Annotated in this window: 13 protein-coding genes; 11 read left to right on the top strand and 2 right to left on the bottom strand. The window is 33.4% G+C overall.

The genetic code is table 11. The features are described from left to right. The first annotated feature begins 26 nt into the window (after window positions 1-26). Complete coding sequence (locus tag ACJQQZ_RS03200; RefSeq protein ID WP_049425263.1) at window positions 27-434, top strand: VOC family protein; 408 nt, start codon at window positions 27-29, stop codon at window positions 432-434. 63 nt (window positions 435-497) lie between these two features. Here ACJQQZ_RS03200 and ACJQQZ_RS03205 read toward each other — a convergent pair whose 3' ends face one another. Then, window positions 498-2204 (bottom strand): Rqc2 family fibronectin-binding protein, encoded by a 1707-nt coding sequence (locus ACJQQZ_RS03205; protein ID WP_145505177.1) that lies wholly within the window; start codon window positions 2202-2204, stop codon window positions 498-500. Window positions 2205-2396: 192 nt separating this feature from the next. Here ACJQQZ_RS03205 and gmk point away from each other — a divergent pair, with 192 nt between their 5' ends. The 4 genes from gmk to priA all read left to right on the top strand — a co-directional run bounded on the left by gmk (window position 2397) and on the right by priA (window position 7056). Next, window positions 2397-3020: a guanylate kinase gene (gene gmk / locus ACJQQZ_RS03210; RefSeq protein ID WP_002450599.1), complete on the top strand. Its 624-nt coding sequence runs from the start codon at window positions 2397-2399 to the stop codon at window positions 3018-3020. Beyond that, window positions 3020-3232, top strand: a complete 213-nt coding sequence (gene rpoZ / locus ACJQQZ_RS03215) for a DNA-directed RNA polymerase subunit omega (protein WP_002450598.1) — start codon at window positions 3020-3022, stop codon at window positions 3230-3232. The genes gmk and rpoZ overlap by 1 nt, the downstream gene beginning before the upstream one ends. A 216-nt stretch (window positions 3233-3448) precedes the next feature. Beyond that, a complete protein-coding gene (gene coaBC, locus ACJQQZ_RS03220) occupies window positions 3449-4648 on the top strand; it encodes a bifunctional phosphopantothenoylcysteine decarboxylase/phosphopantothenate--cysteine ligase CoaBC (RefSeq protein ID WP_145505180.1) in 1200 nt (399 codons plus the stop codon). Further along, window positions 4648-7056 (top strand): primosomal protein N', encoded by a 2409-nt coding sequence (gene priA, locus ACJQQZ_RS03225; protein ID WP_145505183.1) that lies wholly within the window; start codon window positions 4648-4650, stop codon window positions 7054-7056. The genes coaBC and priA overlap by 1 nt, the downstream gene beginning before the upstream one ends. A gap of 73 nt (window positions 7057-7129) precedes the next feature. On the opposite strand, the gene ACJQQZ_RS03230 is transcribed toward priA, so the two are convergent. Then, window positions 7130-7333, bottom strand: a complete 204-nt coding sequence (locus ACJQQZ_RS03230) for a TM2 domain-containing protein (protein WP_002450595.1) — start codon at window positions 7331-7333, stop codon at window positions 7130-7132. Window positions 7334-7540: 207 nt separating this feature from the next. Between ACJQQZ_RS03230 and ACJQQZ_RS03235 the strand changes: the two genes are divergently transcribed. From ACJQQZ_RS03235 to pknB, 6 genes are read left to right on the top strand one after another with little or no spacing between them, the layout of a single operon-like run. After that, window positions 7541-8029 carry a peptide deformylase gene (locus tag ACJQQZ_RS03235; protein WP_049425259.1) on the top strand — a complete coding sequence of 163 codons (489 nt, stop codon included), beginning with the start codon at window positions 7541-7543 and terminating at the stop codon, window positions 8027-8029. After that, window positions 8022-8954, top strand: coding sequence for a methionyl-tRNA formyltransferase (gene fmt / locus ACJQQZ_RS03240; RefSeq protein ID WP_002450593.1), 933 nt, complete (start codon window positions 8022-8024; stop codon window positions 8952-8954). Before ACJQQZ_RS03235 ends, fmt begins: the two co-directional genes overlap by 8 nt. Next, window positions 8951-10258 (top strand): 16S rRNA (cytosine(967)-C(5))-methyltransferase RsmB, encoded by a 1308-nt coding sequence (gene rsmB, locus ACJQQZ_RS03245; RefSeq protein ID WP_124228364.1) that lies wholly within the window; start codon window positions 8951-8953, stop codon window positions 10256-10258. Before fmt ends, rsmB begins: the two co-directional genes overlap by 4 nt. A gap of 1 nt (window position 10259) precedes the next feature. Next, complete coding sequence (gene rlmN, locus ACJQQZ_RS03250; RefSeq protein ID WP_002450591.1) at window positions 10260-11354, top strand: dual-specificity RNA methyltransferase RlmN; 1095 nt, start codon at window positions 10260-10262, stop codon at window positions 11352-11354. Between the two features lie 5 nt (window positions 11355-11359). Next, window positions 11360-12103: a Stp1/IreP family PP2C-type Ser/Thr phosphatase gene (locus tag ACJQQZ_RS03255; protein WP_002450590.1), complete on the top strand. Its 744-nt coding sequence runs from the start codon at window positions 11360-11362 to the stop codon at window positions 12101-12103. Beyond that, on the top strand, window positions 12100-14136 hold the full coding sequence (pknB, locus tag ACJQQZ_RS03260; RefSeq protein WP_124228363.1) for a Stk1 family PASTA domain-containing Ser/Thr kinase: 2037 nt from the start codon (window positions 12100-12102) through the stop codon (window positions 14134-14136). Before ACJQQZ_RS03255 ends, pknB begins: the two co-directional genes overlap by 4 nt. Window positions 14137-14190 lie beyond the last annotated feature (54 nt).

Raw genomic sequence — 14190 nt, forward strand, 5'->3', positions numbered from 1 at the left:
ATAAACATACCTTTAGGGGGATTAAAATGGAAATACCAAAAATAACAACATTTTTAATGTTTAATGATCAAGCCGAAGAAGCTATCAATTTATATACAAGTTTATTTGAAGATAGTGAAATTTTAACTATGGTTAAATATGATGAAAATGGACCAGGCACACCAGGTACAGTTCAACACTCTATATTTACACTTAATGGTCAAGTATTTATGGCTATTGATGCGAACAATGGAGAGGAATTACCTATGAATCCTGCAATGTCACTTTATGTCACTGTTAAAGATCCTATGGAAATGGAAAGATTATTTAGTGGTCTGAAAAAAGAGGGAGCCATTTTGATGCCTAAAACAGAAATGCCTCCGTATAGAGAGTTTGCATGGGTACAAGATAAGTTTGGTGTTAGTTTCCAATTGGCTTTACCAGAAAAACATTAATCGATAACATAAAAAAGCACTGGTTTTGCATTTAATGATGCAGAATCAGTGCTTTAATTTGACTTAATTTAAACTGTCAGATTTCATTTTTTGTATATGATCATAATCAGGTGTAGCATATAATGTTTTTTGATTATCATAGGTAACAAATCCAGGTTTAGCGCCAGATGGTTTATGCACATGGCGAATCTCTGTATAATCAACAGGGATTTGTCCAGAGTTACCTGCTTTAGAGAAATAACCTGCTAACATAGCCGCTTCTTTAATTGTTTCCTCTGATGGTGTGTCGTTTAGTATGACTACGTGTGAACCTGGTATATCTTTGGTATGGAACCATATATGATTTTTTTGTGCTTTTTTATTTGTAAGGTAATCATTCTGTTTGTTGTTTTTACCAACTAAAATAGTGTCGCCATCAGATGATATATAAGATTGTAATTGGATTTTAGCATTTTTCTTCTTCTTAACATTTTTACGTTGCTTCATAAATCCTTGGTCTGCTAATTCATCACGAATATCATCAATTTCATTGACAGTAATATGTTCAAGTTGTTGTTCTATACTTGTAAAGTAATCAATATTTTCTTTAGTTAATTGTAATTGATGCTGGAGCTCATGTTCACGAGTCTTCATGCGATTATACTGTCTGTAATAATATTGAGCGTTCACTGATGGAGATTTAGTTGGATTTAAAGGAATAGTGATTTCCTCATTATTGTAATAATTAAGTACAGTTACAGATTCATCACCTTGTTTTATACGATAAATATTAGCGGTTATTAATTCGCCATAAAGTTGATAGTTATCTTTATCTTTAGTACCTTCGTATTCTTGTAACAATTTACTTAATTTATTTTGATATTTATGAAGTTGTTGTTGAACGAACCGAACTAAATCGTTAGCACGTTGTTTGACACGTTCACGTTCACCTCTCGCATCATAATAACGATCAAGTAATTCATTGAGTGATTCATAGGTAACCTTATCATCATAAAATTGGTTTAATGTCATGAAGTAGAAATCCTCTTTACCTGATTGATGATTCTTATGAAACACAGGTGTTGGAGCTTCAAGTGTTTCAGCCATCACTTCATCATATGCCTCTGGTAAAGTGTCAGGCGTCATGAACTGACGTCGACTTACGATTTCATTTGTAATTAAAGGACTAAAACCTTCAAATGTGTTAAGTAATTGTTTAGCAATTCTACCTGCATTAAAATCGATATATTTTAAAATATCTTTACCTGATACATCATAAGGGTTAAGTTTATGTTGTGTAGGTGGTGCTTCGTATTTAAAACCGGGCATAACTGTGCGATATTGATTTGTATTAGGTGTAAGATGTTTAAAACCTTCGAGAATTTTTCGTTCGTCATCTACTAATATCAAATTACTGTGTTTGCCCATAATCTCTAAAATAATTGTGCGGTGTATCGTATCACCGATTTCATCTTTACTTTGTACATCGATTTCAACTCTTCTGTCATTACCAATTTGACGAATAGCTTTAATAATACCACCTTCCAAATGCTTACGAAAGACACGTGCGAACATTGGGGGATCAAATGGATTATCATATTTTTTATTCGTTAATTGTAATCTAGAGAAGCTAGGATGTATAGATAAAAGTAATTGATGATTTTGACGATTTTGGCGAACAACGATGATGATTGTATCATTTTCTGGTTGATTGATTTTATGAATTCTTCCAGTAACTAAATCTTGTAAAGAAGTCACCATCTTTTTTGTAAATAGGCCATCATATGCCATAATTATCTTCCACCTTCATTTTATTCATTCCCATTATTGTAACATGCATCGTGTTAATGGTCATGATTCGTGTTCAAAACATTGAATAATTGAAAAATGAGGATAACTGCTTAAAGTATCTCTATACAATTTCAAGTGCAATATGATATCATATTTAAATAATAGAAGAATAGCTTAGAGAGGTCGTAAGGCATGGATAATGAAAAAGGATTGTTAATTGTTCTTTCAGGTCCTTCTGGTGTTGGTAAGGGAACTGTTAGAAAAAAAATATTTGAAGATCCAAACACTTCGTATAAGTACTCTATATCAATGACAACTCGTAGCATGCGCGAGGGCGAAGTTGATGGTGTAGATTACTTTTTCAAGACGAAAGAAGAGTTTGAAGCATTAATAAAAGATGATCAATTTATTGAATATGCCGAGTATGTAGGTAATTACTATGGGACGCCTGTTCAATATGTTAGAGATACTATGGACCAAGGACATGATGTATTTTTAGAAATTGAAGTCGAAGGTGCAAAACAAGTAAGAAAGAAATTCCCTGAAGCATTATTTATTTTCCTTGCTCCACCAAGTCTTGATGATTTAAGGGATCGTTTAGTTGGTAGAGGCACTGAATCAGATGAGAAAATTCAAAGCCGTGTTGCCGAAGCACGTAAAGAAGTAGAAATGATGAACTTATACGATTATGTAGTGGTAAACGACGAAGTAGAATTAGCTAAACATAAAATTCAGTCTATTGTCGAAGCTGAGCACCTTAAACGTGAGCGTATAGAAGCTAAATATAGAAAAATGATACTGGAGGCTAAAAAATAATGTTAAATCCACCGTTAAACCAATTAACAGGTAAGATTACATCTAAATATCTTATCGCAACGACTGCCGCAAAAAGAGCTCGTGAATTAGACGAAAGACCAGAAACAGCTTTAGAAACTGAATATCATTCAGCTAAGCCTGTTGGTAAAGCATTAGAAGAAATTGCAGATGGCAAAGTATCACCAGTTATCCCGCAAGAATTTTTAGGATAATCATATACTAATTTTATGACACACCTTTTTGAAGATATTTCATTACAATCTTGTGATGGAAATATCATGTAGATGAGGTGTGTTTTTTTAATATTAGCGACAATTTGTGTATAATTAATATAAATTTGAACATAGATGCGAATATAAATTGTGTGAATATCCTCATTTAAAGAAATGAATTCAGTGAAATGAGAATGTTTTAAGGAGAAGTAGATAATGAAACATATTTTATTAGCAGTAACAGGCGGTATTGCAGCATATAAAGCAATTGATTTAACAAGTAAACTTACTCAAGCTGGTTACGAAGTACGTGTCATGCTTTCAAACCATGCACAAGAATTTGTAACACCATTGGCTTTTCAGTCTATAAGTAAAAATCCAGTATATACAAATACTTTTAAAGAAGAAAACCCGCAAGAAATTCAACATGTGGCATTGGGGGATTGGGCAGATGTCATTATTGTCGCACCAGCAACTGCCAATACAATTGCGAAGTTAAGTGTTGGTATTGCAGACGATGTGATTACGTCAACGTTATTAGCAACAGAAACACAAACGTTTATTGCACCTGCAATGAATGTACATATGTATGAAAATAAGCGCACACAACATAATATTGAAACACTCAAAGCTGATGGTTATCAATTTATAGAGCCAGGTGATGGATACTTAGCGTGTGGTTATGTGGCTAAAGGACGAATGGAAGAACCTTTACAAATTGTTTCAGTCATCAATCAATATTTCCATCAACAAGAGACAATAGTGGAAAGTTCATTTAATGGCAAACATGCATTAGTTACTGCAGGGCCAACGATTGAAGTCATTGATCCTGTTAGATTTGTATCTAATCGATCTTCTGGAAAAATGGGGTTTGCTATTGCTAATGCGTTAAAAAAACGTGGTGCACATGTCACGTTGATAACTGGTCCGACACAATTGGCAGATCCAGAAGGTATTGAAGTTATTCATGTTGAAAGCGCAGAAGAGATGTTTCAGGAAACCGCTAAACGATATGATATGCAAGATATTGTTGTGAAAGCGGCTGCCGTCTCAGATTATACGCCATCAGAAGTTCTAGACCATAAAATGAAAAAACAAGATGGTGATGTAATTGTTAATTTCAAACGAACACAAGACATACTAAAATATCTTGGTGAGCATAAAACACATCAATATTTAGTAGGGTTTGCAGCAGAAACACAAAATATTGAAAAGTATGCACAAGATAAATTAAAACGTAAAAATGCAGATGTGATTATTTCAAATAATGTAGGCGACCACTCAATTGGATTTAGTTCAGATGAAAATGAATTAACGATGCATTTTAAAAATCAAGATATGATCAATATTAAGAAAGGCAAAAAAGTTGAAATTGCCAACGATATTTTAGACGAATTAGAAACTAGGTGGCAATAATGATAGCTAAGGTTATTGTGGACATACCTTCGAAAAGCGTCGACTTTAAGTTTGATTATATCATTCCCGAACGACTGCAATCATTTGTTCAAATAGGTGTGCGAGTGATTGTACCTTTTGGACCAAGAACAATACAAGGCTATGTGATGAGTATTCAAAGTCAACCTGATGAAGGTATTGATATCAGTAAGCTAAAGGAAATTAAAGAAATACAAGATATTAAACCAGAGCTAACACCTGAGTTAATTGAACTCAGTGAATGGCTTAGTCATTATCATTTAACAAAACGTATATCTGTTTTAGAAGTGATGTTACCGAATGCAATAAAAGCTAAATATCAAAAGGCATTTGAGGTTCTTAAAGGTGATGATATACCTGAATTACTTTTAAAGCGATTTAATAAAGAAGGTTATTATTTCTATAAAGATGCTCAAAAAAATGATGATTTAGAAGCGTTGAATGATTTGCTAAAGCAAGACATCATAAAAGAAACAACAATTTTATCGCAAAATATTAAGAAGAAAACGCAACGTGCCGTTAAAGTGACAGAAATAGGAAATCCGGATGAGATACTTAATCATTTGAAAAAAGCGATTAAACAATATGATTTATATGCGTACTTATTAGATGAACGTCATAGAGATGTCTTTTTAAAAGAAATTGAAGAAATGGGATTCTCTAAATCAAGTTTAGATACCCTCATTAAAAAGGGGTACTTGGAAAAATATGATGCTGAAATAGAAAGAGATCCATTTGCGAATCGAATTTTTGAGAAAGAAGATAAGCGTCAATTAACACATGACCAACAAAGCGCTTTTGATGTAATCAAAGAGAAAATAGATGCCAACGAAGAAAGAACCTTTTTATTACATGGTGTGACAGGTTCTGGTAAAACGGAGGTCTATTTACAAGCAATTGAATCCGCTCTAAATCAAGGTAAACAAGCTATGATGCTTGTACCTGAAATTGCTTTAACACCTCAAATGGTATTAAGAGTCAAACGTCGTTTTGGTGATGATGTTGCTGTATTACATTCAGGTTTATCAAATGGAGAACGTTACGATGAATGGCAAAAAATTCGTGATGGACGTGCACAAGTTAGTGTCGGTGCACGCTCTAGTATATTCGCACCATTTAAAAACTTAGGATTAATCATCATCGATGAAGAGCACGAGTCTACATATAAGCAAGAAGATTATCCTAGATATCATGCCAGAGATATTGCTCAATGGAGAAGTCGTTATCACCATTGTCCAGTCATATTAGGCAGTGCGACACCAAGTTTAGAATCGTATGCACGTGCTGAAAAAAATGTCTATCAATTACTTGCATTACCACATAGAGTGAATAATCAAGCATTACCAGAAATTGATATCGTGGACATGCGCGAAGAGCTCGCTGAAGGCAACCGTTCAATGTTCTCATCAACGTTAAGAGATGCGATTCAACATTGTTTAAATAACAATGAACAAATTGTATTATTCTTAAATCGAAGAGGCTACGCTTCATTTATGTTATGTCGTGATTGTGGTCATGTACCACAATGTCCAAACTGTGATATTTCTTTAACCTACCATAAGACGACAGATCTACTGAAATGTCACTATTGTGGATATCAAGAAACACCACCTAATCGATGCCCTAATTGTGAGAGTGAACATATTAGACAAGTTGGTACGGGAACACAAAGAGTTGAAGAGTTATTACAACAAGAATTTGAACAGGCAAAAATTATTCGAATGGATGTTGATACGACTTCACGTAAAGGTGCGCATGAAAAGTTACTCAATGATTTTGAAAATGGTAAAGGAGATATACTTTTAGGAACACAGATGATTGCCAAAGGGCTAGACTATCCAAACATCACTCTCGTTGGGGTGCTCAACGCAGATACCATGCTCAATTTACCTGATTTCAGAGCGAGTGAACGAACATATCAACTATTAACACAAGTAGCAGGTCGTGCTGGTCGACATGAAAAAGAAGGTAAAGTGATTATTCAAACGTATAATCCAGAACATTATGCTATTGAAGATGTTAGGAAAAATGATTATTTAACGTTTTATGAACAAGAGATGACTTATCGTAAACTAGGAAAATATCCGCCGTATTACTTTTTAATTAACTTCACGATTTCACATAAAGAAATGAAAAAAGTAATGGAAGCTTCCAAACATATTCATAAAATCTTATTACAACATCTTACAGATCAAGCGCTTGTTTTAGGACCATCACCTGCAGCACTATCTAGAATTAATAACGAATATCGTTTCCAAATTTTAGTTAAATACAAACGAGAGCCAGAACTTCATAAAGCACTTCAATATTTAGACGATTACTATCATGATCAATATGTTAAAGACAAATTAGCATTAAAAATCGACATTAATCCACAAATGATGATGTAAATAGAAAAGCCATTGTGTGACATAAAGATGACACACAATGGCTTTATTTGTTAGGTTGTAATGCAATGCTAGATTACATTGTCACATTACCATTTTCATCTGCAGGCTTGAATAATGTTAGAATAGCACTAATAATTGCTAATACATGAGGAATCGCTGTCCAACAGAATAAGATGTGTAAGATGCCTTGCATCGTTTTACCAGCATAGAATTTATGAATTCCAAAGCTTCCTAAGAATACGGCTAATAAAATGTAAATGACTTTATTGACTTCCATAATGGTTACACCTCACTTTATAAAAAATAAATTAATGATTTTGAAAGACTTTTCTATTTTCAAAACATACTACTCATTTATATTTTATAAAATATAATATTAAAGTCAAAGACATTGACCTCATCCTTTAGTCTGATTAGGAGAGGTCGCAATTTTGTGCTAATTAAGTTATAATGGTTTGATGAATTTTAATGAGGAGCGTTAAATGTGTCAGTAAAAAAATTAGTAAAATCAGAGCATCCAATTTTTAATCAACCTGCAAATCCAGTTAAACATTTTGATGATCAATTAAAGCAAACGTTAATAGATGTAGAAGATAGTCTATATGCTTTGGAAGGGTCTGCACTCAGTGCTAATCAAATTGGCATTAACCAACAAGTAGCGATTGTAGATATGGAAATGGAAGGATTGCTACAACTGATTAACCCGAAAATAAAAAAACAATCTGAAGAAACCATTACTGATTTAGAAGGGTCAGTCAGTTTGCCAAATGTGTTTGGTGAAGTTGAACGTAGCAAAATGATTGTTGTAGAAAGTAATGATGTCAATGGGAATACTGTTGAACTTACAGCATATGATGATGTAGCTAGAATGATTTTACATACGATAGATCAACTCAATGGCATATTTTTCACAGAAAAGGCTAAACGTATACTAAGTGAAGAAGAAATGGAGGCGTATTTCGAATATGAGTAAAATAATTTTTATGGGGACACCTGATTTTTCGACAAAAGTATTAGAAATGCTAATCGCAGAACAAGAAGTAGTTGCAGTTGTAACGCAACCAGATAGACCAGTAGGTAGAAAACGTGTCATGACACCACCACCAGTTAAAAAAGTAGCATTAGAGCATGATATACCAGTATATCAACCTGAAAAAATAAAAGATTCTGATGAATTACAAACTTTATTAGACATGGATGCTGATTTAATTGTTACAGCTGCATTTGGGCAAATTTTACCTGAGTCTTTATTAGATTCACCTAAATTAGGTGCTATTAATGTACATGCATCTTTATTACCTAAATATCGTGGCGGTGCTCCGATTCATCAAGCGATTATTGATGGTGAAAAAGAAACAGGAATCACGATCATGTATATGGTGAAAAAATTAGATGCAGGAAATATTATTTCACAACGTGCAATTGCAATTGAACAAGATGATAATGTTGGTTCTATGCATGATAAGCTAAGTTTTTTAGGTGCTGATTTACTTAAAGAAACTTTACCGTCTATCTTAGATGGTACAAACGATAGTATTGTTCAAGATGAAGCTCAAGCTTCATTTGCTTCTAATATTAGTCGTGAAGATGAAAAAATTAATTGGAACCAAGATGCACAGGTAATTCATAATCATATTCGTGGCTTATCTCCTTGGCCAGTAGCTTATACCATCATGGATGATAAAAATTTAAAAATATATAGTGCGCACATCGTTTCTGGTAAAAAAGGAGAACCTGGAACGATTGTTGAAACGACTAAAAAAGCAATTGTTGTTGCAACAGCTTCAGATGAATGTATTGCACTAACTGATATACAATTAGCCGGTAAAAAACGTATGCAAGTAGCAAATTATTTAAGTGGTGTTCAAGAATCACTAGTTGGGAAGAAATTAGTATGACAAATTCGATAAGAGGTCTCGCATTTGAGACAATACAAGCAATATTAGATGAAGGTGCATATAGTAATCTAGAAATCAATGAAGTACTCTCTACTTATGAGATTAGTGATTTAGATAAAGGTCTTTTCACTGAACTTGTATATGGGACTGTTAAACGCAAATACACGTTAGATTTTTATTTGAAGCCTTTCTTAAAAACTAAGATAAAAGGTTGGGTACGTGAGTTGTTATGGATGAGTATCTATCAATATGTATATTTAGATAAGGTACCGAATCATGCCATTATTAATGAAGCGGTTGAGATTGCAAAAGAAGAAGGCGGCTATTATACCGGCAATGTGGTTAATGGTATTCTACGTACAATCATGAGAAGTGAATTGCCTGATGTTAAAGATATACAAGATGATAAAAAACGTATCGCCATTCAATATAGTTTACCAAAATGGCTTGTTGATCATTGGGTAACACATTACGGTTTAGAGCAAACAGAAGCAATTGCACAGTCATTTTTAGAGCCAGTAGCAACCACTGTTAGAGCAAATATTACGAGAGGTTCTATTGATAACATTATTAGTGCATTAGAGAAAGAGAATTATACTGTTGAACGAGATGATGTGTTACCATTTTGTCTCCATATTTCAGGCAAACCGATTGTTAATTCAAGAGCATTTAAGGATGGTTTAGTTTCAATTCAAGATAAAAGTTCTATGTTTGTTGCACATATTATGGGCTTAAACAGAGATGATTCAGTCCTTGATGCATGTAGTGCACCAGGAGGAAAAGCGTGTCACATCGCCGAAATTTTATCTCCGGAGGGACATGTTGATGCAACTGATATCCATGACCATAAAATTAAATTAATAGATTTCAATATAAGAAAGCTTAGATTGAAAAATATTAAAGCTTATCAACATGATGCAACTAAACCTTATAATAACCAATATGACAAGATTCTAGTAGATGCACCTTGTAGTGGCTTTGGTGTATTAAGACATAAACCTGAAATAAAATACACGCAGTCGAAAAATTCTATACAATCATTAGTTGAATTGCAATTACAAATATTGGAGAATGTTAAGCATAACGTGAAGCCAGGTGGCTCAATTATTTATTCAACATGTACGATTGAACAAATGGAAAACGAAAATGTTGTCTATACATTTTTAAAACAAAATAAAGATTTCGAATTCGAACCATTCCAACACCCAATGACAGGGGAAATGGTGAAGACATTACAAGTATTCCCTCAAGACTACCACTCAGATGGATTCTTTATCGCTAGAATTAAAAGAAAGGAAAGTTAAAATGATTACTGATAAAAAGAAAAAGAAAAATAAATTCCTTCCTGATTTTGAGAAGCAGTCTATTTATTCATTAAGATATGATGAAATGCAAAATTGGCTTATCGAACATGGCCAACAAAAGTTCAGAGCAAAACAAATATTTGAATGGTTATACCAAAAACGTGTTGATAGTATTGATGAAATGACGAATTTATCTAAAGATTTAAGACAACTTTTAAAAGATAACTTTGCTATGACAACATTAACTACTGTAGTTAAACAAGAAAGTAGAGACGGTACAATTAAATTCTTATTTGAATTGCAAGATGGATATACAATTGAGACAGTATTAATGCGTCATGAATATGGGAATTCTGTATGTGTAACAACGCAAGTAGGTTGTCGTATCGGTTGTACATTCTGTGCCTCAACATTAGGAGGATTAAAACGTAATTTAGAAGCAGGTGAAATTGTTTCACAAGTGCTTACTGTACAAAAGGCGTTAGATGAAACTGAAGAGCGTGTCTCTCAAATCGTTATTATGGGAATCGGAGAGCCATTTGAAAATTATGACGAAATGATGGATTTCTTGCGAATTGTCAATGATGATAATAGTTTAAATATAGGTGCACGTCATATTACTGTATCAACATCAGGTATTATTCCTAGAATCTATGATTTCGCAGAGGAAGATATTCAAATTAACTTTGCCGTTAGTTTACATGGCGCAAAAGATGAAGTGCGTTCAAGATTAATGCCGATTAACAGAGCATATAATGTTGAAAAGTTAATGGAAGCCATTGAATATTATCAAGAGAAGACGAATCGACGAATTACATTTGAATATGGCTTATTCGGCGGTGTGAATGATCAATTGGAACATGCAAGAGATTTAGCGCATCTCATTAAAGGGTTAAATTGTCACGTGAATTTAATACCTGTGAACCATGTTCCAGAAAGAAATTATGTTAAAACACCTAAAGATGACATTTTTAAATTTGAAAAAGAGTTAAAACGATTAGGTATCAATGCTACAATAAGACGTGAACAAGGGTCAGATATTGATGCAGCATGTGGTCAATTAAGAGCGAAGGAACGACAAGTAGAAACGAGGTAAGAGCAATGCTAAATGCACAATTTTTCACTGATACTGGACAACATAGAGATAAGAATGAAGATGCAGGTGGTATTTTTTATAACCAAACCAACCAACAAATGCTAGTTTTGTGTGATGGTATGGGTGGTCATAGAGCTGGTGAAATTGCAAGTCAGTTTGTTACTTATGAGCTACAAAAACGTTTTGAATCAGAAAACTTAATAGAAGAACATCAAGCTGAAGAATGGTTGCGTACAAATATTAAAGATATTAATTTTGATTTGTACAATTATGCTCAAGAAAATCCAAATTATTATGGTATGGGAACGACTTGTGTTTGTGCATTAGTATTTGATAAAACAGTTGTCGTTGCCAATGTGGGTGATTCTCGTGCATATGTTATAAACAGTAGGCAAATCGATCAAATTACAAGTGATCACTCCTTTGTCAATCATTTAGTGATGACAGGTCAAATCACAGAAGAAGAAGCATACCGTCACCCACAAAGAAATATTATTACAAAAGTTATGGGCACTGATAAACGCGTGTCACCAGACTTATTTATTAAGCGCTTAAATTTTTATGACTTCTTACTATTATGCTCTGATGGATTAACAGATTATGTTAGAAATGAGGAAATTCAAGAGGAATTAAAACAAGACGCCTCTTTAGAAGATCATGGTGAGCGTATCATGCGTATAGCATTCGCACATGATTCAAAAGATAATATCAGTTTTATCTTATCTGCTATCGAAGGTGATAGAGTATGATCGATAAACTGATTGACGAACGCTACAAAGTCATCGATAAACTTGGCGGAGGTGGCATGAGCATTGTGTATCTTGCTGAAGATCTTATTCTTAAACGCAAGGTAGCTATCAAAGCGATTTCCATACCTCCAAGAGAAAAGGAAGAAACACTACGTCGATTTGAAAGAGAAGTGCATAATTCATCACAATTGGCACATAAAAATATTGTGAGCATGTATGATGTAGCTGAAGAGGACGACTGTTACTTTTTAGTGATGGAATATATAGAAGGGCCAACATTGTCTGAATATATTCAAAATCATGGACCTTTAAGTATAGAGACAGCAATTCAATTTGCCCAACAAATTCTTGAAGGTATCAAACATGCACATGATAATAGAATTGTACATAGGGATATTAAACCGCAAAATATACTCATAGATAAAAATAAAACACTTAAAATCTTTGATTTTGGAATTGCTAAAGCGATTAGTGAAACATCATTGACACAAACTAACCATGTGCTCGGGACGGTACAATACTTATCACCTGAACAAGCTAAAGGTGAATCGACTAATGAAGGAACTGACATTTATTCAATAGGTATTGTACTCTATGAAATGCTTGTTGGTGAACCGCCATTTAATGGTGAAACAGCAGTAAGTATCGCCATTAAGCATATTCAGGACACGATTCCCAATATCACTACTGAAAAACGTGAAGAGGTACCACAAGCTTTGAGTAACGTTGTACTTAAAGCAACGGAAAAAGATAGAGCAGATAGATATCGTACCATTCAACAAATGCGTGATGATTTAAGTAGTGCGCTACACGAAAATCGTTCAAATGAAGAAAAATATGAGTTAGATCAAACGAAAACAAAGACAATGTCGTTTTCGAAGGATGAAATTTCTAAAAAAATAGATGATACACCAAAAGAAAAAAGCATTGAAGAGACGATGCAAATTCCAATTATGGATCAAAAAGTCAACCATCAACAATTTCAAAGTATGGAAAGTCCAATTTATGAGCCACCTCGTAAAAAAAGTTCTAAGAAAAAGAAATTTTTATTTGCGTTTATTTTCGCATTATTGTTGATTGGTTTGATTGCCTTTATCAGCATGGCTGTATTCGGTAGTAAATATGAGGAAATGCCAAATGTATCAGGAAAAACTGAAAAACAAGCTGAGAAAATATTAAAAAATCACCAATTAAATCTTGGAGATATTTCGAGAGATTATAGTAATAAATATCCTGAAAACCAAGTTATTAAGTCACGTCCAGGTAAAGGGGAACGTGTAGAACGTGGTGACAAAATTGATATTGTTTTATCAAAAGGACCTGAAACAGTCAAAATGCCAAGTGTCGTTGGATTATCAAAAAATGAAGCCTTGAATAAACTTGAAAAAGTAGGGCTTAAAGATGTTGCTGTTGAACAAACCTATAATGCGAATACGCCAAAAGGTTATATTGCTAACCAAAATGTTGCTGCTAACAAACAAGTGAAATTAAATGATCATAATATAAAGATTTATGAATCACTTGGTGTCAGACAAGTTTATGTTAGTAATTATGAAAACAAATCATATTCTACAGCTAAAAAAGAACTTGAATCAAAAGGGTTTAAAGTAAAGGTTTCTGAAACGTATAGTGATAGTGTGAAAAAGAACAATGTTATTTCACAATCACCTAAGAGTAAATCTATTGATGAAGGTTCTACTATCTCATTAGTCGTTTCAAAGGGGAAAGAATCAGATTCTGATGACGATAAATCTAAGGAAGATGATTCAGAGGATTCATCAGCAAAAGACATAAAAAATTACAATGAATCTGTTGAAGTACCTTATTCTGGTAAAAAAGGAAAAAGCCAAAAAGTAGAAGTTTATATTCGAGATAAAGATAATGATGGTTCTGAGGCTATACAATCCTTTGAAATCAAAGATAATAAATCTATCAATATTCCAATGAAAATCGAAAAAGGCAAAACAGCTGGTTATACTATCAGAGTAGATAATAAAGTTGTTGCAGATAAAGATGTAGGATATGATGATTAAATCTATACAATATAGTACTACAGGTCAGACGGTGAGTTGAAAATAATACTCACC

It is taken from the genome of Staphylococcus sp. KUGN1, assembly GCF_045984185.1.
Taxonomy (GTDB): Bacteria; Bacillota; Bacilli; order Staphylococcales; family Staphylococcaceae; genus Staphylococcus; species Staphylococcus warneri_A.